22 protein-coding genes and 1 CRISPR repeat array are annotated in these 26,973 nt (G+C 60.3%); of the genes, 16 read left to right on the top strand and 6 right to left on the bottom strand.

All coding sequences use genetic code 11. The features are described 5' to 3' along the window. Positions 1-46: 46 nt before the first annotated feature. The 4 genes from HZR20_RS03655 to HZR20_RS03640 all read left to right on the top strand — a co-directional run bounded on the left by HZR20_RS03655 (position 47) and on the right by HZR20_RS03640 (position 7,360). Positions 47-4,483 carry a PAS domain S-box protein gene (locus HZR20_RS03655; RefSeq protein ID WP_181685236.1) on the top strand — a complete coding sequence of 1,479 codons (4,437 nt, stop codon included), beginning with the start codon at positions 47-49 and terminating at the stop codon, positions 4,481-4,483. Positions 4,484-4,663: 180 nt separating this feature from the next. Beyond that, positions 4,664-6,214, top strand: a complete 1,551-nt coding sequence (locus tag HZR20_RS03650; RefSeq protein ID WP_181685235.1) for a methyl-accepting chemotaxis protein — start codon at positions 4,664-4,666, stop codon at positions 6,212-6,214. Between the two features lie 2 nt (positions 6,215-6,216). After that, positions 6,217-6,654 (top strand): chemotaxis protein CheW, encoded by a 438-nt coding sequence (locus HZR20_RS03645; RefSeq protein WP_181685234.1) that lies wholly within the window; start codon positions 6,217-6,219, stop codon positions 6,652-6,654. A gap of 91 nt (positions 6,655-6,745) precedes the next feature. Then, positions 6,746-7,360, top strand: a complete 615-nt coding sequence (locus HZR20_RS03640) for a rhomboid family intramembrane serine protease (protein ID WP_181685233.1) — start codon at positions 6,746-6,748, stop codon at positions 7,358-7,360. Here the strand turns inward: HZR20_RS03640 and HZR20_RS03635 are convergent, their stop codons facing one another. From HZR20_RS03635 to HZR20_RS03625, 3 genes are all read right to left on the bottom strand, one after another. Continuing rightward, complete coding sequence (locus HZR20_RS03635; RefSeq protein ID WP_181685232.1) at positions 7,361-8,116, bottom strand: ribonuclease H-like domain-containing protein; 756 nt, start codon at positions 8,114-8,116, stop codon at positions 7,361-7,363. A gap of 282 nt (positions 8,117-8,398) precedes the next feature. Continuing rightward, the gene (locus HZR20_RS03630; protein ID WP_181685231.1) at positions 8,399-9,652 is read right to left on the bottom strand and encodes an RNA-guided endonuclease InsQ/TnpB family protein; all 1,254 of its coding nucleotides are present in this window, start codon (positions 9,650-9,652) and stop codon (positions 8,399-8,401) included. A 132-nt stretch (positions 9,653-9,784) separates the two neighbouring features. Then, positions 9,785-10,342 (bottom strand): hypothetical protein, encoded by a 558-nt coding sequence (locus HZR20_RS03625; protein WP_181685230.1) that lies wholly within the window; start codon positions 10,340-10,342, stop codon positions 9,785-9,787. A gap of 77 nt (positions 10,343-10,419) precedes the next feature. Here HZR20_RS03625 and cas6 point away from each other — a divergent pair, with 77 nt between their 5' ends. From cas6 to cas2, 8 genes are read left to right on the top strand one after another with little or no spacing between them, the layout of a single operon-like run. Next, positions 10,420-11,232 (top strand): CRISPR-associated endoribonuclease Cas6, encoded by an 813-nt coding sequence (gene cas6, locus HZR20_RS03620; protein WP_181685229.1) that lies wholly within the window; start codon positions 10,420-10,422, stop codon positions 11,230-11,232. After that, positions 11,219-13,348, top strand: coding sequence for a type I-B CRISPR-associated protein Cas8b/Csh1 (gene cas8b / locus HZR20_RS03615; protein ID WP_181685228.1), 2,130 nt, complete (start codon positions 11,219-11,221; stop codon positions 13,346-13,348). Before cas6 ends, cas8b begins: the two co-directional genes overlap by 14 nt. A 1-nt stretch (position 13,349) precedes the next feature. Then, complete coding sequence (gene cas7b, locus HZR20_RS03610; RefSeq protein ID WP_181685227.1) at positions 13,350-14,426, top strand: type I-B CRISPR-associated protein Cas7/Csh2; 1,077 nt, start codon at positions 13,350-13,352, stop codon at positions 14,424-14,426. Between the two features lie 2 nt (positions 14,427-14,428). Next, complete coding sequence (cas5b, locus tag HZR20_RS03605; RefSeq protein WP_181685226.1) at positions 14,429-15,235, top strand: type I-B CRISPR-associated protein Cas5b; 807 nt, start codon at positions 14,429-14,431, stop codon at positions 15,233-15,235. A gap of 1 nt (position 15,236) precedes the next feature. Then, entirely contained in the window at positions 15,237-17,804 is a 2,568-nt protein-coding gene (locus HZR20_RS03600; protein ID WP_181685225.1) for a CRISPR-associated endonuclease Cas3'', read from the top strand. Beyond that, positions 17,801-18,379 carry a CRISPR-associated protein Cas4 gene (cas4, locus tag HZR20_RS03595; protein WP_181685224.1) on the top strand — a complete coding sequence of 193 codons (579 nt, stop codon included), beginning with the start codon at positions 17,801-17,803 and terminating at the stop codon, positions 18,377-18,379. Before HZR20_RS03600 ends, cas4 begins: the two co-directional genes overlap by 4 nt. A 3-nt stretch (positions 18,380-18,382) precedes the next feature. After that, complete coding sequence (gene cas1b, locus HZR20_RS03590) at positions 18,383-19,375, top strand: type I-B CRISPR-associated endonuclease Cas1b (protein ID WP_181685223.1); 993 nt, start codon at positions 18,383-18,385, stop codon at positions 19,373-19,375. Position 19,376: 1 nt separating this feature from the next. Further along, positions 19,377-19,640, top strand: a complete 264-nt coding sequence (gene cas2, locus HZR20_RS03585) for a CRISPR-associated endonuclease Cas2 (RefSeq protein WP_181685222.1) — start codon at positions 19,377-19,379, stop codon at positions 19,638-19,640. A 102-nt stretch (positions 19,641-19,742) separates the two neighbouring features. Continuing rightward, positions 19,743-22,085: a CRISPR direct-repeat array (repeat unit 30 nt; unit sequence GTTTCAGACGGACCCTCGTGGGGTTGAAGC). A gap of 137 nt (positions 22,086-22,222) precedes the next feature. Here the strand turns inward: cas2 and HZR20_RS03580 are convergent. Beyond that, positions 22,223-23,194: an inositol monophosphatase family protein gene (locus tag HZR20_RS03580; RefSeq protein WP_309484887.1), complete on the bottom strand. Its 972-nt coding sequence runs from the start codon at positions 23,192-23,194 to the stop codon at positions 22,223-22,225. A 191-nt stretch (positions 23,195-23,385) separates the two neighbouring features. Between HZR20_RS03580 and HZR20_RS03575 the strand changes: the two genes are divergently transcribed. Continuing rightward, positions 23,386-24,903, top strand: coding sequence for a hypothetical protein (locus HZR20_RS03575; RefSeq protein WP_181685221.1), 1,518 nt, complete (start codon positions 23,386-23,388; stop codon positions 24,901-24,903). Positions 24,904-24,906: 3 nt separating this feature from the next. Here the strand turns inward: HZR20_RS03575 and HZR20_RS03570 are convergent, their stop codons facing one another. Further along, complete coding sequence (locus HZR20_RS03570) at positions 24,907-25,134, bottom strand: hypothetical protein (RefSeq protein ID WP_181685220.1); 228 nt, start codon at positions 25,132-25,134, stop codon at positions 24,907-24,909. 125 nt (positions 25,135-25,259) lie between these two features. Between HZR20_RS03570 and HZR20_RS03565 the strand changes: the two genes are divergently transcribed. After that, on the top strand, positions 25,260-25,628 hold the full coding sequence (locus HZR20_RS03565; RefSeq protein WP_181685219.1) for a hypothetical protein: 369 nt from the start codon (positions 25,260-25,262) through the stop codon (positions 25,626-25,628). A gap of 17 nt (positions 25,629-25,645) precedes the next feature. Here the strand turns inward: HZR20_RS03565 and HZR20_RS03560 are convergent, their stop codons facing one another. After that, the gene (locus HZR20_RS03560; RefSeq protein ID WP_181685218.1) at positions 25,646-26,092 is read right to left on the bottom strand and encodes a TIGR00725 family protein; all 447 of its coding nucleotides are present in this window, start codon (positions 26,090-26,092) and stop codon (positions 25,646-25,648) included. Between the two features lie 100 nt (positions 26,093-26,192). Between HZR20_RS03560 and HZR20_RS03555 the strand changes: the two genes are divergently transcribed. Next, positions 26,193-26,525, top strand: coding sequence for a cupin domain-containing protein (locus HZR20_RS03555; protein WP_181685217.1), 333 nt, complete (start codon positions 26,193-26,195; stop codon positions 26,523-26,525). A 20-nt stretch (positions 26,526-26,545) separates the two neighbouring features. Next, the gene (locus HZR20_RS03550; RefSeq protein WP_181685216.1) at positions 26,546-26,956 is read left to right on the top strand and encodes a hypothetical protein; all 411 of its coding nucleotides are present in this window, start codon (positions 26,546-26,548) and stop codon (positions 26,954-26,956) included. The last annotated feature ends 17 nt before the right edge of the window (positions 26,957-26,973 follow it).

Raw genomic sequence — 26,973 nt, 5'->3', positions numbered from 1 at the left:
TGTCGAACGCATACGCTTATTCCCATGGCTAGTCAAGCGTTCACGTATGGCTAGTGAGGAGGACGGTGAGATAGCCGTTCTCTACGTCGAGGACGACGCCGACCTCGCGTCGTTGACTGTCGACGCGCTCGAACGCGAGGACAACCGGATCACCGTCGCGACCGTCCCGGACGCCGAGGCCGGCCTGGACCAACTCGAAGCGACATCCTACGACTGTATCGTCAGCGATTACGAGATGCCCGGCCAGGACGGGATTGAATTTTTACGAACCGTCAGGGAGCGCTGGCCCGACCTCCCTTTTATTCTCTATACCGGCAGAGGATCCGAGGCAGTGGCCAGTGACGCGGTCTCGGCCGGCGTCACAGACTACCTGCAGAAAGAAACCGGGATAGACCAGTACACATTGCTTGCCAACCGCATCGACAACGCTGTTAAACACACACGAGCGACCAGCCGCCTCGAAACGTTGGAGCACCGCTACCGGTCGCTGTTCACCGAGATGAACGAGGGGGTGGTACTGCACGAACTCGTCTTCGAAGACGGAGAGCCGGTCGATTACCGACTGCTCGAAGTCAACGAGGCCTTTGAGGCCACGCTCGACCTGACGGCCGAAGATGTCGTCGGCAAGCCCGCGACTGACATCTACGAGTCAGACGAGCCCCCGTATCTCGACCGATGTGCAACCGTCGTCGAAACGGGCGACCCTATCGAGTTCGAGACGTACTATCCACCCCTGGAGAAGCACTTTCACGTCTCCGTGTTCTCACCCGAAGCCGGTCAGTTCGCGACCGTCTTTACCGACATCACCGAGCGCAAGCAACGCGAGCGTGACCTCGAGATGGCCGAGACGTTCTTCGAGCATACCCAGGACGGGGCGTTTCTCGTCGACGTGACTGACGACGGGTTCGTCATCGACCGGGTCAACCCGGCCTACGAAACCCAGAGTGGCATCGATGCCGAGGAGATCGAGGGACAGACGCCACGCGAGGCGGTCGGTGAGGACCAGGGGGCCAAAATTGCGGCCCGATATCGGGAGTGCCTCAAGCGTCGAGAACCCATCGAGTACGAAGAGGCGATATATCTGGACGGCGAGCGAACGGTCTGGTGGACACGGGTTGCCCCAGTCATCGTCGAGGATACCGTCGAGTATCTCGTCGGTTCGACGCGGGAGATATCGGCGCGCAAGCAGCGCGAGCAGGACCGCGAACGGCTCAAATCGGCGGTCGAGAACGCTGGGCACGCCGTCTACTTCACGGATCGGGATGGCACCATCAACTACGTCAACCCGGCGTTCGAGCGAATTACCGGCTACGATTCGGACGAGGCGATCGGCGAAAACCCCCAAATTCTCAAGTCAGGCGAGATGGCTGAGGCGTACTACGATGACATGTGGGAGACGCTGCTTTCCGGCGAGCGCTGGGAAGAGGAGATAATTAACGAGCGAAAGACCGGCGAACACTATACAGCCCATCAGACGATCGCACCGATCGAAGCCGACGGGGAGATCACCGGCTTCGTCGCGATCCAGGCGGATATCTCCGATCGGAAAGCCCGCGAACAGGAACTCGCCCGCCTGGCCGACCACCTCAAGCTCGTCGTCGAGGGGACCGACCTCGGCATCTGGGACTGGGACCTCCGGACCGACGAGGTCACGTTCAACGACCAGTGGGGGGAGATACTCGGCTACGACCGCGCAACCATCCAAGCCGACAGGGAGGGGTGGGAACAACTGGTGCATCCCGACGATTTGCCGGCCGTCGAGACCAAGATCGAGACCCATCTTGACGGTAAGACAGAGCGATACGAGGCCGAACATCGACTGCAGACGGCCGAGGGCGACTGGAAGTGGATCAGGACCGTCGGCGGGGTGGTCGAGCGCGATGACAGCGGCGAGCCAGTCCGCGTCGTCGGCGTGCACGTCGACATCTCCGAACAGAAGACGCGCGAACGGCAGCTCGAACGGAGTCGCGATCTCTTGGCACACTCCCAGCGATTGGCTAACGTCGGTGCCTGGGAGTATGACGTCGAATCGGGAACCGTGCGGACGACAACGCAGTTCAGTCAGCTGTTTGATCTCGACGTGGACAGCGAACCCACGCTTGAGGCCGTGACTGCGGTGTTTCACCCGGAGGACCGTGAGCGCGTCAAGACGGCGTTCGACCGCGCGCGGGAGTACGGCCTCGGCTTTGATTATCGCGTGCGGATCGACCGGGACGACGACCAACGGTGGGTCCGTATCGTCGGCGAACCACTGACCGACACAGGAGCGGTCACGGCCGTTCGCGGTGCCGTCCGTGACATCACTGCCGAATATCGGCACCGCCAGCATCTCGAAGCCAACGATCGCGCACTCCTGGACCTCCAAGACGTGCTCACGGACGCCGATCGATCGTTCGACGAAAAGATCGAAGCTATCATCGAGATCGGTCGTGAACGCGTCGGTCTGTCTGTCGGCTATCTCACCGCCATCGAAGACGGCGTCGTCGAACTCTCGACGCTTACCGGTGAGAGCGATCAACTCTCTGCTGGACAACAACTCCCGCTGGAAGACACGTTCTGTGAAACCGTCGTCGAACGGGAAGACGTTTTCAGCATTTACGACGCCCCTGGCCAGGGATTCGACGACGAACCCGCCTACCAACAGTTCGGGATTTCGGCATACGTCGGCGCGCCGCTGTTCGTGGACGGTGACCTGCAAGGCACGATCTGTTTTGTAGCCCAAGATGCCCGGGACGAACCGTTTTCGACGCTGGAACTCACCTTCGTCCGCAATCTCGTCCAGCAAGTCGGTGCCCTCTTTGCCGACCGACGTCGACGCCAGCAGTTGCGTTCACTCCACGAGGCCACGCGGTCGCTGTTCGACGTCGAATCCGCCAATGCCATTCCGGCCCAAACGATCGATGCGATCGAAGGCACTGCCGAGACCGTCCCGCTGGCGTTCTACCGGTGGGACGACGAAACCGGCACGCTGGAGCGCGTCGCTCGATCTGTGCCGACGTCCCAAAACTCCGTCTTCGAGGAAACTGTCGGTCCCGACGACGGCCCGATTTGGGAGGCGTTCGTTCGTGAGGACCCTGCTCTCGACGCGCTCGATCCGGGAGACCACGAGTCCGAACCATCGTCCCGACTACTCGCCGTCCCCATCGGCGACGTGGGAGTCCTTGCAGCCGATCGCCAGCATGGGCCAGAACAAACCGACTTCGCCCGGCAGTTCGTCGAAACGCTGGCCCGGAACGTCACTGCGGCTTACAAGAGCGTCGAACAGCGCGAACGACTCCAGGAGTATACGGCGCGACTGGAGCGCCAGAACGAACGGCTCGAACGACTCCGTCGGATCAACGCGATCATCAGAGACATCCAGCAAACGATCGTCGAAGCCACGACGCGCTCAGCGGTCGAAGACGCCGTCTGTCAGAACCTCGCGTCGATCGATCACTGGGAACTCGCCTGGATCGGTACCCCGTCCGTGACTGACCCGGGATTCGCACTCCGGGCCGCTTCGGACGACCGGGCGGAGGCATTCGCAACCATCGGCGACGATTCGGCGGACACGTCGATCGCGTCGCGCGCCATCGAGCAACAGCGTATCGTCGAAGTGCCGAACATCGTCTCAAGTGATACGAGTGGGCCATGGCGACGGACGGCCCTGGAGATGGGCTATCAGGCCGCTGTCGCCATCCCGATCAGTTACGGGACGCGCGAGTACGGCGTGCTGGAGATCTATGCCGATCAGCCTGGCGTCTTCGCCGACGAAGAACGGACCGTCCTGGCCGAACTCGGGACGACCATCGCCTACGCGATCACCAGCCTCGAACGCGATCGATCCCTCCAGTCGGGGGGTGGCGTCGAACTCGAACTCACGATCCCGTCCGGCGAGGAGTTCCTCCTCAGTCTCGGGTCGCTTACGGACTCGGAACTGACCGTCACGAGCGTCGTACAACGGTCGGACGGCAACTATCTGGCCTACGCAACGGCACCAGATATCGGGCCGGTAGCCGAGTCCCTTGCGGCCGAACCGATGGTCGAACGAGCGACGACGTTCGGGGCCGAGGGGGACGAGCAGATCGAACTCGCGTTCCGTGAGTCGACCATGCTTGCAATCCTCGGGACACACGGTGCTCGTCTGCACCGACTCGTCGCCGACGAGCGGACGAACCGACTGACGGTCTACGTGCCACGGACCGATCAGGTACGAGCGTTCGTCGAGGATCTCCAAGACACCTATGCGGATCTGACACTCCACGCCCAGCGAACGGTTGAGGCGGACCGGACGATGTCACTCGCGGGCGCGCTGGAAGGACTCACCGACCGACAGCAAGAGATCCTGACGATTGCCTACCGGCGCGGCTTTTTCGAGTGGCCTCGCGAGAGCAGTGGCGAGGAAATCGCTGATGCCATTGGCATTGCCCCCGCGACCTTCCACCAACACGTTCGCACTGTCCAGCGAAACGTCCTGCAGTTACTGTTCGAGTCCGTCGACTGACGATCGCCGATGGTCGTCTTTGACCGGACAGTCCCATCGAGCGTCTCGCGGTTCCGTCGGTTCAATCACCGATGGAAACAGACACACCCTAATAAATTTGGGTGCAATGGAGCCCCATTCACAAATAATCGGGTCAATTCGTATCTGCGGAGGGGTTGTTGAGTATTACCGTGACCACGGATGACACTCAGAGATCGAATTACCAACCGGCTCGACGGTGCTGCGGACGAACGATCGAAAAGCGACGTCGCTGACACCGACGTGGACGAACCTTCCGACGGCGAGACGACGGTCGATACGGAGGACATTGAGACCGACGACCCACAGCCGGAGACGACGGCCCAAGAACCGCACATTCCCAACCACGAGGGCAGTTCGACAGCGAAGCCGGTACAGTCCGATGGGGGCACGGTCCAACGCTCCGAACAGGCCGAGACAGCGGAGTCCAGCGAGTCGGTCGAGTGGAACGACGTCCCCGAAGACGCTGTCCCGACAGAGGACCGATCCGAACTCGAAGTCGTCATCGAGGACGATCCCGATCAGCTGTACGATACATCGGGATCGGCCCAGCGCGTCATCGACGAAAACCTCAACGTCGTCAAGCAGAACCGCGTGATGGAGGAGTGGACTGGTGTCGACACGGAGAATCGCGACACGCTGAAGTGCATGAACCAGATGTCGGGGAAGTTCTGCGGGAATAAAAACTGCACCATGCGCCAGCTCATGGAGCAGGGCAAACAGCGCGTCGAGGTCGAAGTCGAGAAGGAACTGCCCAACGGCCAGACCAAACAGACGTTACTCGTCTCCGAGCGGATCACCAACGACCAGGGTGACGTCGTCGGCATTACGGAGAGTTTCAAGGACATCTCGGACGTCAAGGCGGCCGCCGAAGAAGTGTCTAACTCGATGGCGGAACTCAGTCAGAACGCCGACGATGTCGCTTCGAGTTCCGACGAGATTTCCTCGACGGCCGAACGCATGGCCGAATCCATGGACGAAGTCAGCGGCGAGGTCGGCAACGTGAGCGCCTCTGTCGAGGAGGTCGCCTCGAGTGCCGAAGAAGTCGCCACTACGACCGAACAGGCCGAACGCCGCGCTCAGGACGGTTCCGAACGTGCAGAAGAGGCAATCGACGAGATGGAAGGCATCGACGCCGCGACAACCGACGTGACCGAGGACCTCGATGACCTCCAGGATCGCGTCGACGAGATCGACGAGATTGTCGAGGTGATCAACGACATCGCCGATCAGACCAACATGCTGGCCCTGAACGCCAACATTGAGGCCGCCCGTGCCGGCCAGGAGGGCGAAGGCTTTGCTGTCGTCGCCAACGAAGTCAAAAGTCTCGCCGAGGACGCCCAGGAGAACGCCGAAACTATCGAGCGAATGATCGCCGGCATCAAGGCGGACACCGACGAGACGGCCGAAAGTCTCGCCGAAGCCAACGAACAGGTCGACAGCGGAATCACGAAAGTCGAAGCGACGATGGACGCCCTCGAGGAAATCGTCGACGCGATCCAGGAGGCAACCAGCGGGGTCGGCGAGGTTGCCGAGGCGACTGACGACCAGGCCGCAAGCGCCGAAGAGGTCGCCTCACTGGTCGATCAGGTCGCCGAGCAGGCCCGTGAGGTGTCGAGCGAGGTCCAGAACATCTACGCCGCCAACGAGGAACAGGCCCAGATGGTCGACAATCTGGAGTCGGCCGTTGATCGCCTCGAACAGGGTGACTGATCGTGGCAGTCGAAGGCAGCGAAACACAAACCGAGACGGGCGAGGAGATACAGGTCCTGGAGTTCGATCTCGACGACCAGCGATACTGCGTCGAGATCGAATACATCGCGGAAATCGTCGACGAAAAGACGCTCACGCCAGTCCCGGACAGCAAACGGCACGTCCGGGGCGTGATGAACTTGCGTGAACAGACCACGACGATCATCGATCCGAAAGTCATCTTCGGGATGGACGATCACGAGGGCGGTCACCGGATCATCGTTTTCGAGAGCGACGGTGACGAGCAATCCGGCTGGTTGGTCGACGAAGTTGAGCAGGTGAGCACGTTCGAGCGCACGGCTGTCAAGCCACAGGAAGATGTCGAGTCGATCCGCGGCGTCGTCAGCCGCGAGGATGGCTTCTTGCTGTGGGTCGACCCGACCGTCATCAACGACCGTTGATTGGACGCGAATGCGCTCGCCCATCGGTTCCCGCGAATGATCCACCCGAGACGGCCCGACCCTTCTTGATGCCGGCCGACGTACGCGAGGTATGAGCAGAGCGACGAGTCCGACGACGACGCTGATCGGCGTGCTCGTGGTGGTCTTTCTCCTGCAGGTGTTGTTCTCCGTGTTTGGCGTCCCGGTCGGGTTCGCGGTCGCCTGGCCGTTGACCCATGAACCCTGGACACTCCTGACGAGCGTCCTCGCCCACGGAGGCCCACTACATCTCGCGACCAACGCATTCGGGCTGTTCGTCCTCGGACTCGTCCTCGAACGGCGGACGGAACCCTGGCGGTTCTACCTGTTTTTCCTCGCTGTCGGCGCGGTCGCCGGCGCGGCCGAGGTGACGGTCACGGAACTGCTCGGCGACAGCGTCTCGGTACTGGGTGCCAGCGGTGCGATCTTCGGTCTGTTTGGGTATCTCCTTGCCGGCAACCGCCTGACTGACGCCGTCGCCACCCGGATCACCATCAGTCCGCGGGTGGCGATCGTGGTCGTCCTCGGGGTCGCCCTCGCGATCACGTGGCTGACGCGGGGCCGTCGCGTGGCGTTGATCGCGCACTTTACCGGCCTCGTGTTGGGGTTGCTCGCCGGTCGGACGCATCTGCTCCGCAGCCACGGGAGGGCCACCGGGGCGGGCGAAACCGACCGACGACGCCTCTGATCAGAGGTCGCAGTCTTCAGGCACCGTTCGCTCGTGGAGCCGCGTGACGACCCTGTCAGCGACGGTCGCTAAGTGATCGACATCCTCGCGATTGTAGGAGACGAGGGTTTCCAGAGCGTCGTCGTCACCACGCTGGTAGTCGTACCACAACCGGACGGCATCCTTCCCGGAGAGATCCGGCCGATCGCGCTGGATGCCGACGTCTTTCTCGATCTGCTTCAGCCCGCCCGTCAGATCGAGTTGCCGACACGGGTACATCAGATCGAGGTGCGGTCGGTCGAGCACGCCATCGAGATCGAAGGACTGCTCCAAAAACGGGACGTCGAAGCGCTTGCCGTTGAAGGAAACGAGCAGGTCGGCGTCGCCAAAGACATCTCGGAGGCGCTCGGCGCAGAGATCGCGATCCTGGACGAACGTTTTCGTTTCGCCACCCTGCCGGACGCTGACGGTCGTCACGGCGTCGTGGCGCTGGTCTAAGCCCGTCGTCTCGATGTCGAAGAAGGCCGCCGTTTCTTGGAAGGACTCATAAAGCCGCCACTGGGCCTGGCTGGGGAACTGACGGCCGAAATAGTGGCTGTTCCGCTGGGCCAGGTGGTCACGAGCGTCGTCGATGAACGTCTCGATGCGCTCGGCGGTCGTTGTGCCGACGGCGTCCGGTTCGAAGTCGTCCCAGTGGGTGATCCCCTGCTGCCAGAGAGTACGCTCGGTCTGCTCGCCGACGCCCCTGACGGGGATGAAACTCTGCTCGATGCGCACGATGACTATTCTCGGTGGGGGACGGTCCTAAAGGTCGCGGTGTGTTCTGATGGAGGTGCTCTGGGACGGATTCGAAACGAATGAGACTGCCTTGAAAGCCCTCACCCGCTCGCGATCGCTGAGCGACATGTCCTCGCTTCGCTCGGACAGAGGTCGCTCAGCGACGCGCGAGACGGGTTCGCCCTTTCGATCCACCAGGATTCGGTTGGTTTGAGAGCAGAAACAGGCTCTTTGGCCGCTACTCATCTGTACCCGTCCCGTCAGTTCACACCCGTATTTGAGCTACCCACCGCTGAAGCGGTGGGATTCAGCGTGGACTCCCGTTCTGGCCGAAACGTCGGTAGGTGATTCATACTCACCGTTCACGTTCAACGTCCCGCTGTTCAAGCGCACGCCCAAGGGTGCGCCTCCGTCGTCCCCAGTTTGGTTACGACGGAGATACCGCAAACCGATGTTCTTCGCAGCGTTGTAGTCTGCGTGATTCTCGTAGCCGCATTTCAGGCACTCGAATTTTTCGCTGTCGCGGTTGTCTGGGTGGGTGAACCCACACGCCGAACATCGCCGCGACGTGTTCTCTGGTACGACCTGTTCCACGGTGATACTGTGTTGTTCGGCTTTGTACTGGACATACCCGTACAACCGATCGAACGCCCACTTGTGCCCCCACGACGCACCGGTGCGTTCCCGGATGTCGGTCAAGTCCTCGAACGCAATCACCGAACAGCCGTGGTCGTGGGCTTCCTGAACAAGCTCGTTGGCGATCCGGTGTAGTGTCAGGTTGAATCGGCCTTCTTCTTTCCGGCCGACCGCCTGCATATTCACGTGTGCCCACCGAGTGCCACACGCTTGCAGGTCGCCACGCCGCTTTTCATACTCTCTGCGCCAGTGGTCGAACTCGGCGCCCGTCCAGAACGTGCCTGTTGAGGTAACGGCAAGGTTGTTCACGCCAAGGTCAACCCCGAGAACCGTTCCGTTCTCGGTGGTCGCCTGTTCTGGCGTGTCAAACTCCACATCCGTCTTGGTGTGGATGTGAAGTTGCCACTCGCCGTGTTTCCGGTGTAACTCCGCCCCAGTCACCTCGTACTCGTCGGAAAACAGATACTCGGCGTGTGGCGTCCCATCCATATCTTCGGGAAGCCGGTAGTCGGCTTCGACCCGTCCGTCTGTGGTGGCAAGACTCACGTAATCGTCGTGGAACGTAGCCGTCCGGTGGTCATAGACGACGTGCGGGGCGGTCATAGACGGCTTGGACGCCTTCTTCCCCTGTTTCCAGCGTTCGACCACGCTTTTGCAGGCTTCGGCGGCCTTGTTCCGAGCGTTCTGGACAAGACCAGCGTTCAGTGGCGTCTGGTCACGTACGTCGTCGTAGGTTTCGTCTTGGAGCTGGCTTTTGCTCGTGGTTACGTATTCGGCTTGGAACGCATGGTCAACGACGTACTGTGCGGCGAACAGAAATTCGTCCACGGTGGTTTCGAGAAGTGCGGCGTCGTCACTGTCCACATCAAGCGTGACCGGGACAGCTCGCCGCACTTCCATAGATTAGATGTGTGGTTGGTGGTTTATGAACGTTAGGGAGTTGCCTTGCTACTGTAGTACGGTTTATGCCACGAAGCGTACGGATTCATCCCACGGCTAAAGCCGTGGGGTTTCTCCTGTATTTTCTCTAATTTACAACGATTCTTTCACAGCCTGGACGTACCTGTTCGATTCCCAACTCCGGTGTGGCGCGATGGTTTCGATCAAGACCCGGGCCTGCTCGGGACGGAGATGTCCTGCTCGGGCGTAGTCACGTACCAGTCGCGGTGTCGGAACCAATTGGACGCCGTCGAGGAGGGCGTGAATCCGTGCCAGGTTCCGGAACTCGTCGGTCACGATTGCGTCGGCTTCGAGTGCGTTTGCCAACACGATCCCGGCAGTCGCTCCCTCGTCGAGGCCGCGATCGGGTACTTTCTCGGGCGTGTCCGCTCGATCGAGCGGATCGGCGAGCGTGTAGTGCTCGCTCGCGGCGAGGACGTTTGTCGCTGCCGCGGCGTGGATGTCGTCGTACCCGGCCATCTCGCGTAGTTCGCGCTCGACCTGCAACGGGACCACCACCTCGGCCCCGGTCAGCAGATACTGCAATGGGTCCGGATCGACGGCCGTCTCGTAGTTCGCGTCGGCTTTCGGAATTGAGAAGATTTGCTTTCCAGCCGGCCCTCTGTGGGCTTCACTTTCACTTTGGCACAATGAACCTTATTAGTGAGCCGAATGACCGTGAAGGGGTAATGCTACCAACTGAACGGCGAGAGGTGAGGTGACGCGGGATGCGTGTTCTCGCCCGGTTACGGGCACGAGCCGACGCGGCATACGACAACGCGTATCACCACAAACTCCGCGGGCGACTCTGGAACGCACTCGACGGGACCGACTACGACGCGGTGCACGACGAGAATCAGCCCAAACCGTTCACCTATTCGAACCCATTCCCACCCGGGGATATGGACGAGGGGGACGAGCGAACCTTGCTGGTCGCCTCTCCCGAGGAGGAATTGCTGGCCCACGTCGCCGCCGATTTGCAGGACGATCCCGAGTTGAACATCGGCGAGATGCCCTTCACCGTCGAGGAGGTGACGGCGCTCTCGCCCGACGTGGGCGAACCCGGCACAAGCGGGACCATTTCGACTGGAACCGGCGTGCTGGTGCGAATCCCGCCCTGGCGCTTCGAGGAGTACGGGATCGACGTTGATCACGACGAGGCGGAGTTCTGGCGGCCAGAGCACACAATGGAACCGTTCCGGAATCAGATCGAGGCCAATCTGGACCAGAAACACGACCTGTTCTGTCCGGAGTACCTGGCCGGGCCGAGCGAGGTGAGCGGCGAGTTGTTCGACGGCTACGAGCTGCTCAAGACGTTTGCAATCCCGGTCGAGCCGACGACCGGCGAGACGGAGACGTGGGTGTTGAGCAAGTGGCGCTTGGACTATACCGTTCGAGACGACGATCATCGTCGCCATCTGAACCTGTTGCTGGATGTCGGGATCGGCGAGCGCAATAGCCTCGGGTTCGGGTTCGTGAACGTCGTTGAGAAGACGGAACCGGGCGAGACTGAGTTGGAGGGAACAGATGCTTTCGCCTGAAGAGTTCCGCGAGGAATACGACGACGATGAGTTAGCTGTTGAGCTACCGGACTCGCCGATATCGTCGCTCCGGAGCATCCAGTACCTCTATGGGAAACTCTACACGCTCGGGACGCTCGGTGGCGGTGACTATGCTCCGTACCTCACTCCGGACGCTGCTGGCGATCTCATAGACACCGACGACAGTCTGATCGTCATCCGGGTAGACGTTTCCAGTGACGAACCGTCACTGGCCGATGACGACCGAGGTCCGGTATGGGTGACGCGGTACAGCGATGATCTGGTCCAACACGTCGCTCACTGCAAGTATCCGGCCGCACGCGGGATCGATCACAGTGTCACGCATCAGGCCGGTCGAAACAGCGACCCTGAAAAACTCGCTCGCTATGCAAAAGAGCGACTGACGAAATGGGCCGACGACGACGAAGTCAAAGGCGTCGCTGACGAGCACGACGATGGCTGGATCATCGACGCGCTCGCCACGCTCGGAGACGACGATGACATCCTCGAATCGATCGAAAACGGTGTCACTGATGCCCTCGGCGGCGACTCGACGACGGCACTTCTGACGGTACAGATCAAAACCGAGCCGGGTGGTGAGTATCGCTGGCCCGGTGAGATAGACGGGTTTATGGAAGCGATGCGACGCCGGAAGCTCTCGAAACTCGTCACGAAGAACAAAGCCGACGATTCCTCCGGCGAAGCAACTGATCTGGTTACGGGAGATGGAACGCGCACTGTCGGGACGGCAGAAGATCCGCAGAATTACTTCCTCGGCAAGCAACTGGAGAAGTTCCCCGGACTCGACATCGAGGAGGCGTGGCGTTCACATCCCATTTCTGAAGATGCGGCGATCACGGTGATGAACGCCGAGACGTTCGTTGATGAGTGTGCGTATTCAACATTCGGGGCCAGGGTGTACTATCTGCCGTACTTCCAGGGCGTTCCGACGCCTGATAGCGCCCGGGAATTGTACGGGATGCTTTACTTCGCGGCAGAAGACGAAGATATGACGACAGTCGAGAGAGCGTATCAGGAGTTACGAGGGCGTGAGATCGAGTACGAGTTGCGATTCTACGTCTCTGCTGTCATGCCTCACCAGATGTCGCGATACGACGTGTTCGGCGAGACGATGAACGGCCGCCTGTTGTATCCGAAGACGCTAGCTGTAGAGCACAACAGGATTGTCGACCAGACGGCGGCGTTCCAGTCGAAAATCGACCGAACGGCCCCAATGCCGACTCACGACGACTGGGGCTTGCTCACTGGAGACGATAGACGATTACACGCTGTCTCGACTGGATGGTACTTCGGTGAGGCGTTCGCCGAACGGGACGACGACGAAGCAGCTGCCGACGATCCGCGAATCGAAGCGCTCGTCGCCGTGTTGAGCGGCGACTCGATTTCGGTCGAGACGTTACTCGGGGAATACGTCGATCGAATCGACACGGACGAAGACAACGAGAATGTCGACTCGTTCCCTTCGTTTCGCGTCGCCAGCCAGTTCGCACAATTATGTGCTTTGGCGACCGACGAACTCGACCTGCTCTCGACGGACGACCCCGGAAGGGAATCGATCACACGAGAACCGAACTACGAGGAATATTCCATGGAATCAGTAGAGGAAATCATGGCGACAGACGGAGGTCTCGCCGATGCGGAGAAGCTCGAGACGTTCATCGAAGACACTCCCGCGCTCGCCCACGATCCGGACGCATCGCTCAACGACCAGCGCCGCGGCGCATTCTTGCTCGGGGCACTGGTTGGAGATATCGGAAGCTATCAGGACTACCATGAGGATCGCTCGACCACACTTGTCGACCAGTATCCTGTGAAGTCGATCACTCGTGCACGGATCAAGAAGGTGACTCAAGAGACGATCGCGAAAACCCTCACATACACCCGGCAGGAGCAAAAGGAAGGGGGTGGACCACCAGGAACGAAGGCCGAACACATCGTTGAACGACTCCGAGAGACGATTCTGCGACCCGACCCTGACGAATGGGAGATCGAGACTGACGATCTCCGGTTCTACTACGCGCTCGGCGTGACGTACGGCATGAACGACCATCCTGACTGGAATCAGACTGAAACCGATACTGAGGAGGAAAACTAACATGACTGAAAGCACCGATATCGTGGAGAATCGATCCGAGATCGTCTTCCTGTACGACGCCGTCGACGCGAACCCCAACGGCAACCCGCTGAGTGGCGCGGATCGCCCGCGAATCGACCCACAGACACAGCAGGCGATCGTGACCGACGTTCGATTGAAACGGTATCTCCGCGATCAACTCGACGACGACTGCCACGGGGTCTACATCCGGAATGTCCAGGAAGAGGGACTCCAGTACACGCGAGAACAACTCCTCGAAGATCGATTGAAAGAAGTCGATCCCGACGACTACGATTTCGACGACGATGAGGAAGAAGCCGAGCGGTTTCGGGACGACATTTTCGGAACGTTCCTCGAGAACAGTGCCGACGTTCGATACTTCGGGGCGACGATGGCGACTGACGCGGGCGAGTACGAGGACTACCTGCCGGATCACTTTACTGGCCCAGTCCAGTTTTCCCCGGGAAAGACGATGCACGCCGTCAACGAGAACGAGGAATACGACAGCCTGACGAGCGTCATCGCCACTCAGGAGGGCAAAGAACAGGGGGGGTTCGATCTCGACGACCACCGGATCCAGTATGGACTCATTCGCTTCCACGGACTCGTCGACGAGCACGGTGCCGAGGACACGAAACTCACGCGAGACGACGTGAAACGGCTCGACACACTTTGCTGGCGAGCGATCAAGAATCAGACGATCAGCCGGAGCAAAGTCGGGCAGGAGCCTCGTCTATATTGCCGCGTCGAGTATACTGAGGAAAGTTTCCACGTCGGCGGTCTCGATAAGGATCTCGCATTCGACGAAGAATTATCAAAATCCGAAGAAGAACTCAGAAACGTACGTGACGTCGTCGTTTCCATCGACGAGTTCGTCGAACGACTCGGCAGGGCGAGCGAACAGATCGAACAGGTTCGTGTGGTCGCGAGCGACGTCTTAGAGTTCTCATACGACGGGGAGACAGGTGGCCCTGAACTTCTCTATGGGGCTCTCAAAGATGAACTCGGTACCAGCGCGGTTGACGAGGTGAACGTATACGACGAATACCGGAACACGCTGGCCGAAGCCAGCGAGTGACGATGGCTCGGCAATCGCTGGACGAGTCGGTGTCTGACGGGGATACGGAGCGGACAGTCCCCGAACAGTGTCTGTCACTCACCGTTCGTGGGCCGTGGGGACACTTCAGGCGCGTCGAAGGAAATATCGTCAAACAGACCTACCGAATCATTCCACGAACGACCATCGCGGGTCTCCTAGCGGCCGTACTCGGGATCGGGCGCGACGAGTACTACGACCTGTTCGGCCCGGGGGCGTCGTCGATCGCGATCGAGCCAGTCAGAGAGCTACGGACAGTGAACATGCCGATGAATACGCTCTCGACTGCCGCAGGAGACCTCTCCTCGTTGAATTCTCAGGGCAAGATTAGCGTGAAGCTACCCGATCCGACGAAGCTCCGCCAACAGCACAACTACGAAGTGTTGGTCGAACCGGCATACAGGATCGATGTTTCGCTACGTGACGGTGACCGGTTTGAGGAACTCAAATCGATGCTTGAAGCCGGGAAATCCCATTACGTCCCGAGCCTTGGTCTCTCGGAACATCTCGCCGAGATCGAATATCACGGTGTATTCGATGTCAATCCGATTGATAGGGGAATTGAACGAGTAAGAGCCGATTCCGCGGTCCCCGGGGGGTTCGACGACGTGATCATGGACGACGGTCACCGCTGTCAGATCGAGGAATCGCCGGCGTTCATGGCCACTGACGGGGGCGGAAGAACGACGACCGCGTTCACGACGTACGCATATAATCCGGATGCAGGCCCGCTTACCGTAACTGACACTGACGCCGCCCGGGTGGGCGATCGGACGGTGGTGTTCGTGTGACGTGAGCCGTCCATATTCTCATCCTCCGGAAGACGGACAGGAGGGAACGTACCTGCTCGACCACTTGGGGGATGTCACGTCCCGTGTCGAGTATGTCGTCCCAGAGGATGCGAAGACGTCCGATGACGAGTCACTACGCTCGATTGTCGAAACGTTGGCGTATCTTCATGATTTCGGAAAGGCAACGACGTACTTCCAGCGATACCTCGAAACAGGTAGATCGCCCGACGAGAATCGGTTGCGTCACCACGCGCCGCTCGGCTCGTTTGCTGCGTTTTACGCTCTCGACGCCCAGGGATTCGAGACCGAAACCTGTCTCGCCGGGTTTGTCGCCGTAGCGAAACACCACGGTCGCCTTCCAAACGTAGCCGAGTACGTCTTCGATCGCTCACACCGACAGGACGGCTCTGCTGACGGGCCTCACGCGGTGCTTGCAAAGCAGATCAAAGACATCGACGGCGAAGAATCCGGGCTATCTCATAAGGTATTTGACGAAGCGACGAACGGAGACGGCTCATGGGATGGGTTCCGAGATGGATTCATCGATCTCCTCGATAAGATAGAAGATACCGTTGCGACGCGCGGGATCGTTCCCGAGCCACGCGAAGACGCAGTTTCCGACATCTGTTACGGACTTGTCCTGCAATGTTGGGGCTCGCTCGTTCTCGCTGACAAAACGAGTGCGGCCGGTGCACCGAACGACGAGCAGACGTTCGCCGCCGAAACGCCGTCTACTGACCGTCTCGACGAATATGTCGAGCGACTCGAAGCAGATGTTCGACAGGATGAAGACGGGAGTCGTCCCGAACGACTGAATTACTATCGCTCACGTGCGCGAGAGAGTGTTCTAGAAGCCGTCTCGGAATTCGAAACTGGTCGGAGTGACGTGGCGACACTCACGCTTCCGACAGGGATGGGGAAGACACTCGCCGGACTCTCTGCTGCACAGAAACTCCGCGACGAGGATGAGAAGAGTCGCATCATCTACGCGCTCCCATTCACGAGCATCATCGATCAGGTCGTCGACGAACTCGAAACGATCTATCGGACGGATGGGACTGGACGGCTGCTAACCGCTCATCACCATCTTGCGGAGTCGACAATTCAGGACTCGACCGACGATGATGAGGCAGACCTCTCCGACGACGTTGCGGGAATGCTGGCTGAAAGTTGGCGGGCAGGCCTGACAGTCACGACGTTCGTCCAGTTGTTCGAGAGCCTAGCTGGACCGAAAAACAGGCAATCAATGAAACTTCCGGCCCTTCGGGATGCCGTTGTCGTCCTTGACGAACCACAGAGCCTCCCATTGGACTGGTGGAAACTTGTTCCACGGCTCATCGACATCCTCACCGAACAGTACGACGCGACGGTAATCGCGATGACTGCCACGCAACCACGATTGTTCGACGACGAAACTGAACTGGTAGACGATCCAGACCAATATTTCGAGAGCATCCGTCGTGTTTCCTACGAACTTGACGATTCGACCGAGCGGTATATCGAGTCCCAAAGCGAGCCGAAATCCTATGCAGCAGCCACGACCGAACTCGCTGAGGCGGTCGAATCGGGGCAGACCACGCTCGCTGTCTGTAACACGATCGACAGCGCACGAGAACTCACCGAACAAGTTGACTGCGACGGCTTCATCGATGTCGGTCGCCTGTATGACGACGAACTACAACAAAAAGGATCAGTCGACGACGTCGAACCGAAAGCCATCGCGGAACGCGTTGCGGCAACTGACGACGACGCATTGGTTCATCTGTCGACTCGACTTCGGCCAGCGGATCGACTCACGCTAATCGAGATCGCGAAAGAACTCACCGACGCGGATCATCCGACGCTGACGATATCGACGCAACTCGTCGAGGCTGGCGTCGATATCAGCTTCGATCGCGTCTTTCGGGACCTTGCGCCCATCGATAGCATCGTACAGGCCGCCGGTCGGTGTAATCGCTCCTTCGAACGTGAACAGGGAGTCGTCACTGTCTGGTGGCTTGATGCGCTGGACGATCAGTCGAAGACACCGGCGGAAGCCGTCTACAATCGTGACACGACACTGCTCCCGACAGTAGCCGATACACTCAGACAGGTTCGAGATGAATCTGGGTCGCTTACCGAGACGGACGTGGCTCGAACGGCCGTCGAACGGTACTTTGAGCGGCTACGGGAAGACAAGGATGTTGGCAAGCAAGTGTACGCTGACTGGGTTGACGATGCGAAAGCGGAGGAGCTGGGGAATATCTCTCTCATCAAAGAACAACTCTCAGCAGAGATTGTCGTGACGCGAACGCCAGCCGAGCGGGAGCGGACGGAAGCGATTCGAAACGCTGAACGAAACTTCGAGTTTGAGGTCTTGGGCCAGTTGCTTGAAGAGACGAAATCGCTGCGTCTCTCGGTCCCGTATTATTCGGAAGATAGCGATATTGCTGACGCGATAACGAATCTCCCGCCGCTCGTCGAGGATGAAGGCATATATGAGCTTGACGTCCAGCAAAATCCGTCGCACTTCGATCGAACGACTGGATTCGTCGTCCCTGAAGCGAGCGTCAATCACCAGTTCCTATGAGTGAACCCACTGACGAGCGAACCGAGGAATCCGATCCTGTTGATCTCCTTCTCGAATCAGCTCGCGACGAGGCGATCGAGTCGCCGTTTCACGTTACCGGCGTCATGATGCAATACTACGAGGTTTGTAAGCGCGAACTCTGGTTCGAGAGCCGAAACATCGAGATCGACAGGGAGAATCCGAACGTCGTCCGGGGAACGCACGTCGACGATACCGCCTACGACGACAAGCGACGGAACCTCAGTATCGACGGCCGGATCGCGCCGGATATGCTGGACGACGGACGGATCGTCGAGGTCAAACCGTCCTCGTCGCTGGTCGAGCCGGCTCGCCTCCAGTTGCTGTACTACCTATGGTATCTCGACCGTGTGGTTGGCGTCGAGAAAGAGGGCGTTCTCGCCCATCCGACCGAGCGAAAGCGCGAACCGGTCGAGTTGACCGACGAAGCGGTTGAACGAGTCGAGGATGCGATCCGCGGGATCCACGGGATAGTGCAGCAGGAATCCCCACCCGCAGCGACTGAGAAGCCGTACTGTGACTCGTGTGCGTACCACGACTTCTGCTGGAGCTGTTAAGCCATGAACGACAACTACCACATCTTCTCGGACGGACGCGTTGAGCGACACATCGACACGGTGCGGCTCGTCACCGAGGACGGCGAGAAGAAGTACCTCCCGATCGAGAACGCCGAGGCGCTGTTCTTGCACGGTCAGATCGACTTCAACACGCGTGTTGTGTCGTTTCTCGACGATCACGGGGTCGCGATGCACGTCTTCGGCTGGAACGACTACTACTCGGGGTCGATCATGCCCGAGCGCGGCCAAACATCGGGTCAGACCGTCGTCGAGCAGGTCCGAGCGTACGACGATCCCACCCAACGGACCGAACTCGCCCGCGAGATTGTCGAGGGGAGCATCCACAACATGCGGGCGAACGTCTCCTATTACGATAACCGGGGGTACGACCTCGATTCGACACTGGACGCACTCGATCGCCGCGGTGAGGAGATACCGTCTGTGGCGTCCGTCGAGGAAGCTATGGGCGTCGAAGCGAGTGCTCGACGGGCGTACTACGCGATCTTCGATCAGATCCTGCCGGACGGGTTTGTCTTCGGCGGCCGAAAGTACAACCCGCCGAACAACAAGGTGAACAGTCTGATCTCCTTTGGGAACAGTCTGGTCTACGCGAACATCGTCTCGGCCATTCGAGCCACGGCACTCGATCCGACGATCAGCTATCTCCACGAACCAGGCGAGCGGCGGTACTCGTTGGCACTTGACCTTGCAGACCTGTTCAAGCCGGTACTGACCGATCGGGTGGTGTTTCGCCTCGTGAATCGAGGGCAACTATCCGACGACGACTTCGATTCGGAAATGAACTCGTGTCTGCTCACCGAGAGCGGGCGAGAGACGTTTTCGAAGGAGTTCGAGGAGACACTGGACCGGACCGTCGAACATCCGAATCTCGACCGGAAGGTGAGTTACCAGTATCTACTCCGGGTCGAGGCGTACAAGCTCAAGAAGCATCTACTGACCGGCGAGCCCTACGAATCCTTCGAGCGGTGGTGGTAACGTGGTGTACGTCGTCGCCGTCTACGATGTCGAAGCCGATCGAACCCGGCTGTTCTTGAACTTCCTCCGTCGGTATCTAACCCACGTCCAGAACTCGGTGTTCGAGGGGGAGATAACGGAGGGTGATCTGGAAGAGATCAAGCAGGAACTCGAATCGATGTTGGAGCCCGGTGAGTCCGTGATCGTCTATCGGATGAGCGCAGAACAATACGTTTCCCGGACAGTCTACGGCGAGGATCCGACTGAAGACGACCAATTTCTATAGTCTGTCATCGACCCCCCCGGTGTTTGGGGGCTACTGAAGGTCGACGAAAATACTAACAGCTATCCTCCCGTATTGGGCCATATATGGCCAGTTTCGGCCATGGTTTCAGACGGACCCTCGTGGGGTTGAAGCGAGGCGTCTGATTCCGTGCCGTCGAGGACGGTCGTGACGGTTTCAGACGGACCCTCGTGGGGTTGAAGCCGTGACCCCAGCCAGAGCCCGACGGCCTACTACAGCGTTTCAGACGGACCCTCGTGGGGTTGAAGCACGGACCTACGGCCAGGAACCGATCGACTTCAACAGTTTCAGACGGACCCTCGTGGGGTTGAAGCACGTACTTGACTGGGGACGAGCTGTACTGCGTCCTGTTTCAGACGGACCCTCGTGGGGTTGAAGCGCTTTGTAGGCTTGGCCGCCGGCTGTTGCGGTATAGTTTCAGACGGACCCTCGTGGGGTTGAAGCCGATCGAAGGTGATGCTCCCGACGGTCAGCCACGACGGTTTCAGACGGACCCTCGTGGGGTTGAAGCCTCCTGGTCGTCGACGTCGTCCTGGTCGTCGTCCTGGTTTCAGACGGACCCTCGTGGGGTTGAAGCTCGGTCACATCGAACTGATGCAACTGCCCCTCAGTCACGTTTCAGACGGACCCTCGTGGGGTTGAAGCGCCGAGTTGGCGGCCGAGGTCAACCGCCTCCAGAACGGTTTCAGACGGACCCTCGTGGGGTTGAAGCGCCATCCAGCAGCCCCGTGTCGCTGTAGCTGGTCGTGTTTCAGACGGACCCTCGTGGGGTTGAAGCCCCGAGGACGTCGATCCCCGGCAGGCGCTCAAGAGCCGTTTCAGACGGACCCTCGTGGGGTTGAAGCGAAGGGTGCGACCGTCGTCGGCGTGATCGACGCAAGGTTTCAGACGGACCCTCGTGGGGTTGAAGCATAGAGACCGGCGTGGCTCAGGACGTAGGTGACGGTTTCAGACGGACCCTCGTGGGGTTGAAGCAATGCGGGAGATCCGGCCCAATTGAGGGGAGTGAAGAGTTTCAGACGGACCCTCGTGGGGTTGAAGCTTGCTTGATGTGGCGATCGTCGAGCAGTATCTCGAGTTTCAGACGGACCCTCGTGGGGTTGAAGCCCCTGCTGCCAGTTCGACCGGCTCGATTTCCCGCCCGTTTCAGACGGACCCTCGTGGGGTTGAAGCGTGTGGGAGGAGCGCCACGACCCACCGGACTGGGTCGTTTCAGACGGACCCTCGTGGGGTTGAAGCGGTCTAGTCATTGGTGGGGCGTGGACGATCGCAACTGGTTTCAGACGGACCCTCGTGGGGTTGAAGCCAGTATCGATTCAAGGAGATCGAAAACCGCTGCCACGTTTCAGACGGACCCTCGTGGGGTTGAAGCGACGGTCCCGCGCTACTCCTCGACGTCCTCGTCCGGTTTCAGACGGACCCTCGTGGGGTTGAAGCCGAACGACAAGGATATTGGGACGATCTACTCAGACGGTTTCAGACGGACCCTCGTGGGGTTGAAGCAAAACGGCATGGACTCCGGACGCCGCGAGCATGGCGGTTTCAGACGGACCCTCGTGGGGTTGAAGCATCAATACAGGCCACGCCGTTGTGAGCCTTGACAAGCGTTTCAGACGGACCCTCGTGGGGTTGAAGCATGGCGGTGATGGAAGGCCAGTTCGGGATCAAGGTTTCAGACGGACCCTCGTGGGGTTGAAGCAATGGCAACGCGGGAGAGTCGATCCTTCGCAAAGGCAGTTTCAGACGGACCCTCGTGGGGTTGAAGCGGACGCACTTACCCTGTGAAGGGGTTGATGAGTATGGTTTCAGACGGACCCTCGTGGGGTTGAAGCTGTCGGCGGATCTCGCGCCGCGGATCGTGCCTCGGAGTTTCAGACGGACCCTCGTGGGGTTGAAGCATGCAGTTGAGGGCGATCCTTCGTCTCGCCGGTCCTGTTTCAGACGGACCCTCGTGGGGTTGAAGCGTAGATCGCGCCGCCGCCCTCCTCGCTGGCCTTGAACTCGTTTCAGACGGACCCTCGTGGGGTTGAAGCCTCATCGACGGCAGTGACAGCGCGACGGGCGCGGCGTTTCAGACGGACCCTCGTGGGGTTGAAGCGGCGTGATCGCTGCGGCGGCGATCGGCGCACTACCGGTTTCAGACGGACCCTCGTGGGGTTGAAGCAACCCCACACTTGTCGTGCCCCTCTCCAAGATCCGGTTTCAGACGGACCCTCGTGGGGTTGAAGCAGCCATTCGCGCACCGACAGAGAGTTCACTCAGTCCGTTTCAGACGGACCCTCGTGGGGTTGAAGCAAGAACCGGGCGGCCTACGAACTCAAGGCCATTCGTGTTTCAGACGGACCCTCGTGGGGTTGAAGCCATCACGTGGCGATCTCCCCGCCGGCCGAGTGGCACGTTTCAGACGGACCCTCGTGGGGTTGAAGCCTCAAAGTGCACAGTGGTTGTGCGTGCCGCTGTGCGGTCGACGGTGTATTGATACTGGTGTACTCATTCAGACTGATCGTTGCTGGTTCTAACCCGAACCACAATTAAATAATAGTAGCACTTAAAAATAGGGTTATCTAGCTCTCTTTAGCGGCTTCTATCTCCTGGGTAGCTTCGAGGACGAGATCGTGTGCACCACCGTTAGAGGCGACGAGACCCTTGCTGTCCGGTTCCCAGGCGTCGCCGTTCAGGTCCGTCACCGTGCCACCGGCCCATTCGACCATCGCCGCCCCGGCGATCGTGTCCCACGGGTTCGTTTCGAGATTCGTGATTGCGGCTTCGATCTCGCCGGCAGCGACAAGTGCGAGTGCGAGTTGGGTCGATCCGACTCGCCGGAGATCGCTGAAGCGTTCGACGACGGCATGCGCTGCGGCGGCGAACTGCTCACGGCTGTCAAAACCCCAGAAGTACGTTGGTGCGACCATGAACCCTTTCGGGTCGGTACGGTCGCTCACACTGACGGGCTCGCCGTTCCGGTGAACGCCCTCGGGAGTACCGACGTAGGCGTCATCCAGTGCTGGGGCGACGGACGCGGCCGCGACGGGCTCGGCGTTCTCCACTGCGGCGACGCTGGCACACCAGAGGCGGTTGCCCCGCGTGAAGTTGTACGAGCCGTCGAGCGGATCGACGACGAACGACAGTCCCGACTCAGGCACTTCTTTCGCTGCGTCACCTTCTTCACCGATGATCGTCGCATCGGGGTACAGCCGGTCGAGCGTGTCCATGATCGCCGCCTGCGCGCCGCGGTCGGCCTGCGTCACTACGTTGGCCTTGGTATCGTCCTTGTATTCGACTTCGATATTCCGGCGGAAGAGATTGGCCGCAACGGCGCTGCCGGTAACTGCTGCCTGTTCAACGACCGGAGTGTAATCAGTATCGTTTGTCATGGGTGTCGTTTGAGTCTCGGTAGCTGTCTCGGTATCCGTTAGTTGATCCGTCTCAGGAGAATCCGTGATTTCTTCGCCGGACGAACAGCCGGCGAGCCCAATAGCTGCCCCGCTCGCCACGATCCCTTTAATATAGGATCTCCGGTTAAGTGGCCGGACCATCACCCGCCTCTGCCGCTCACTGGCAAATAAAGGTTATGATTTATATGTTAAATCTAACTAAAATCCGCTTTGCAGTTCGACCACGTCAGTTGGAGAGGCGGTTTTGCTGTACCTGGTGGACGCGAAGTGATCTTCCGAGCGTTTGCCGGTCACCCACCACGTTCAAGGGACGTGACACGCAAACCCGGGGCATGTCAGCCTCGGAACTCGCCACCAAGATCCGCGAGACGCTGTCTGTCGACGCTGAGGCCTTCCAGGAGCGCACAGAGGCAGAGGCCGAGGAACTTAAAACGGAGGTCAGAGCGGGAACCTTCGACAACAACCAGGCGATCGTCGGCTTGGAGTTCGAACTGTACGCGGCCGACGATCAGACCGACGCCCTCCGCCGATTCCCGCGGCAGTTGCTCGAACGCATCGGCTTCGAGAAGGAACTCGGACTGCACAACGCCGAGATGCAGACTAGCCCCCAGCCGCTGAACGACTACGGGTTGGAGGCCCAGCAACGGGAATTACAGGCCACCCTCGCACCGGCGCTCGAACGGACCAAAACCAAAGACATCCGCCTGGTCAGCGACGGTCTGTGGACGGTGCCGCCCAACGGCGAGACGGCCACCGAGTATCTCTGTGACTCTGTCGAGGAGGACGGGATCCGCATCGGGACGAACATGTCCGACAGCGTCCGGTACCACACAATGGCCAACACCGAGTACCCCTGTGGCTTCCGACTCGACGCGCCACACGTCTCCGTCCAGGCCGAGACCGTCATGCCCGAGAGTCTCATCACCTCGATTCAGCCCCACTACCAGATCCCTCACGCGCCCGACCTCCCGGAGTACTTCCGATACGCGCTCAGAGTGGCCGGCCCCCTGCTCGCGCTGTCCGTCAACTCTCCCTTTTTCCCGCCGGACTGTTACGACGACGCCCACGATCGGGAGATCGTCGCCGACGCCCACATGGAACACCGGATCGGCGTCTTCGAATCGGTGCTGAATCCACCCGAGGAGAGTGACGCCCAGCCGAAAGTCATCTTCCCGCGGGACCTCGAGTCTGTCGAGGAAGCAATCGACCGGATCGTCGCCGATCCGTTGATCGTCCCGATGGACGTCAAGAGGGGACAGCGTTTTGACGACCGCTTCGCCCACATCCGACACAAACACGGCAGTTACTGGCGGTGGGTCCGGCCGGTCTTCGACGGGGTAACACGGTCTTCGGCCAACGCCCGCATCGAATTCCGCCCCCTCCCCGGCCAGCCGACGATCAGAGACGCGGTGGCCTTCGAGGCCGTCTTCGGCAGCCTGTTGGAGAGTCTGCCGCGCCGGGACCACCCCGTACGGAATCTCGACTGGGAAACGGCAAAGGAGAACTTCTATGGGGCTGCTCGGGACGGATTGAATGCCGATCTGACCTGGATCACGGACGACGGCGAGACGACGGCGACCGACGAGATCTACGGCGACCTCTTCGAGCACGCCCGGGACGGACTCGAACTCCGGGGTCTCTCGACGACGGAGGCACGTCGATACATCAAACCACTCCGCGAGCGGTTCGAACGGCGGATGACGCCTGCCAGATACAAACACGATATCGTCAGCCAGCAGGTGCAGGCGGGGGTGCCCCTGGGGGAGGCGATCTGGGGCATGCAATCGAAATATATCCAGCAGCAACGCGAGACCCTGCTCGAAGGGACGTTCGTCGACTGGCTGGCCTGAGAGCTATGTTTGAGTTCTGACAAACTCCAGCCAGCGTTCCCAGAATCGGTCACGAAGGTCTTCGGTCAAGCGCCAGACGACGTATGCAGGGATGATATAGTACGCGGCGAAAGCGATGATGAATGGGACAGTAAACCATATTGTACGAACCATGGGAAGCAGCTCTCGCCACGTCAGGATTGAGACGAACCACAGCGTGGTTGCCTGGAAGAGGAACTCGATTCGGTCCATGGCAGACGGCTCATAGCGCCCCGTCAAAAATCTTGTTACTTGTATGCCAATATCGATCAGTGTCGAGAGCAGCATCGGAATTGAGAAGGGAAAACGCACTTCCGCCAGGCGGCCGGCCTACGAGTATGGCCACGGCACGATTCGGCGTCGATCCACGGCGGATCGCTACTTTCGGCGGATTGGGCGTGACGACGGCACTGTTCGGCGCGTTTCTCGTCGGGACCTGGCAAGCGCTCGCGGGCGAGAGCACGCCCGTCACCGAGATCGTCTTCACGCTGGCGGTCTTTTTCGCCGCGGCCCTGTTCTTCCTCTCGACGGTCGATCGACCGGCTCGCAGCCAACACCAGGGGCCGATAGCGATCGGTGGCGGGCTGATCGGCGCGGGCGCAGCCGTGCTCGTCCCGCCAGTCTGGAGTGACCTGTCGGTCATCCAGTTGCTCACCTATCCGTTCGTGTTGCTGTGGATTTTCGCGCTCGTGGCGACCAGCGAGTGATCGAGGAACGGCGAGAGTCAGGGTTCGAGTGCACGTTCGACGTACTCGACGGCCGCCTGTGGCGATTCGACGTGCTTGACGCCGTCGATATCGTGGGTCTGGAGGCCCGCAACCGGGTTGCCGGCGTCAAGCGCCAGTGCGATCTCCGAAAGGGTGCCCGTTCCCCCGTCGATCGCGATCGCGGCGTCGCCGTTCATGACCACCAGCGCGTTGCGTGCGTTGCCCAACCCCGTGGCAATCGCTGTCTCGACGTATGCGTTGGCTGCTTCACGATCTTCACCGGGCAGGATGCCGATCGTCTGGCCCCCCGCCTCGCTCGCCCCACGGCAGACCGCTTCCATCACGCCGCCGCGCCCACCGCAGACGACCACGTGATCGCGCTCGGCCAGCAACCGACCGACATCGCGAGCCTGCTCGGCCAGTTCCGGAGAGACAGTACTCCCGCCGATGACGCTGACGCGCATATTCGCTGGATCACCGCCGAGCGTCGTAGCCCTGTCGATCGCCACGCTGGCCGAACATGTTTGCCGGCAGTCCCAAGCGTGGGTCCGCCGTACGACCAGTATGAGCGACGATCAACTCGCAGAGTTGGCGGGATCGGTACTCGAACTGGAGGCACTACTGGACTACCAGGAGGGGGCGATCGTCAGCCGCACACTGGTCGATCGCGAAGCGGCGACGCTGACGGTTTTTGCCTGCGATACGGGCCAGACGATCAGCGAACACACCGCGCCCCACGAAGCACTCCTGCAGGTACTGGACGGGACCGCCCGCGTCACGATCGATGGGACCGACCACGAACTTGAGGCCGGCGAGTCGATTGTCTTTCCCGCCGAGACGCCCCACGCAGTCGCCGCGCCAGCCCGGTTCAAAATGTTGCTGACGATGATCAAGTAGCAGACCGGCCACAGGGCCGGATGGACGTGGTCGAGACTGGCGAGTTGCGCTACGGACCCGGCGAGCCGTCCAGGACGGGAGCGGATTCGCTGACCGAGGCCCGTGTGTCGCCGGACGGGAACGCGGTGGACTTTCGCCTCCCGTGGATCCTGTTGGACGTCGCAGATCCCTCCAGCAAACGGTGGTCCGAACCGACTGGGAAGCGGGGCTCGCGGCCACGGACTTCGAGGATCGGTGTGTACGTGACCACACCGAGCACCAGCGACTCCGGGACCAGCACTCCCGCCGTCGATAGCGTCGCCACGGGACTGACCGGGCGGACGCTACAGACAGCCAGCTATCAATGGGTGCCCTGGAACCAGCTCGAGTACGACGAGCGGCTAAAAGGGTCCGACGCGGTACTTCGGGACTCGGAGTGGCAGACGAAGTGAGACGGTAATTGACTGTG

It is taken from the genome of Halorhabdus salina, assembly GCF_013839425.1.
GTDB classification, from domain to species: Archaea; Halobacteriota; Halobacteria; order Halobacteriales; family Haloarculaceae; genus Halorhabdus; species Halorhabdus salina.
This window is presented reverse-complemented; position numbering and strand designations above follow the sequence as displayed.

What these genes read in the sequence shown, in the direction of transcription:
- HZR20_RS03580 (WP_309484887.1), bottom strand. Translation starts at nt 23,194, where the DNA reads ATGGTCCGGCCACTTAACCGGAGATCCTATATTAAAGGGATCGTGGCG.
- HZR20_RS03560 (WP_181685218.1), bottom strand. Translation starts at nt 26,092, where the DNA reads ATGCGCGTCAGCGTCATCGGCGGGAGTACTGTCTCTCCGGAACTGGCC.
- cas1b (WP_181685223.1), top strand. Translation starts at nt 18,383, where the DNA reads ATGAACGACAACTACCACATCTTCTCGGACGGACGCGTTGAGCGACAC.
- HZR20_RS03650 (WP_181685235.1), top strand. Translation starts at nt 4,664, where the DNA reads ATGACACTCAGAGATCGAATTACCAACCGGCTCGACGGTGCTGCGGAC.
- HZR20_RS03550 (WP_181685216.1), top strand. Translation starts at nt 26,546, where the DNA reads ATGGACGTGGTCGAGACTGGCGAGTTGCGCTACGGACCCGGCGAGCCG.
- cas4 (WP_181685224.1), top strand. Translation starts at nt 17,801, where the DNA reads ATGAGTGAACCCACTGACGAGCGAACCGAGGAATCCGATCCTGTTGAT.
- HZR20_RS03570 (WP_181685220.1), bottom strand. Translation starts at nt 25,134, where the DNA reads ATGGACCGAATCGAGTTCCTCTTCCAGGCAACCACGCTGTGGTTCGTC.
- HZR20_RS03630 (WP_181685231.1), bottom strand. Translation starts at nt 9,652, where the DNA reads ATGGAAGTGCGGCGAGCTGTCCCGGTCACGCTTGATGTGGACAGTGAC.
- HZR20_RS03555 (WP_181685217.1), top strand. Translation starts at nt 26,193, where the DNA reads ATGAGCGACGATCAACTCGCAGAGTTGGCGGGATCGGTACTCGAACTG.
- cas5b (WP_181685226.1), top strand. Translation starts at nt 14,429, where the DNA reads ATGGCTCGGCAATCGCTGGACGAGTCGGTGTCTGACGGGGATACGGAG.
- HZR20_RS03640 (WP_181685233.1), top strand. Translation starts at nt 6,746, where the DNA reads ATGAGCAGAGCGACGAGTCCGACGACGACGCTGATCGGCGTGCTCGTG.
- cas6 (WP_181685229.1), top strand. Translation starts at nt 10,420, where the DNA reads ATGCGTGTTCTCGCCCGGTTACGGGCACGAGCCGACGCGGCATACGAC.
- HZR20_RS03575 (WP_181685221.1), top strand. Translation starts at nt 23,386, where the DNA reads ATGTCAGCCTCGGAACTCGCCACCAAGATCCGCGAGACGCTGTCTGTC.
- HZR20_RS03565 (WP_181685219.1), top strand. Translation starts at nt 25,260, where the DNA reads ATGGCCACGGCACGATTCGGCGTCGATCCACGGCGGATCGCTACTTTC.
- HZR20_RS03655 (WP_181685236.1), top strand. Translation starts at nt 47, where the DNA reads ATGGCTAGTGAGGAGGACGGTGAGATAGCCGTTCTCTACGTCGAGGAC.
- cas7b (WP_181685227.1), top strand. Translation starts at nt 13,350, where the DNA reads ATGACTGAAAGCACCGATATCGTGGAGAATCGATCCGAGATCGTCTTC.
- cas8b (WP_181685228.1), top strand. Translation starts at nt 11,219, where the DNA reads ATGCTTTCGCCTGAAGAGTTCCGCGAGGAATACGACGACGATGAGTTA.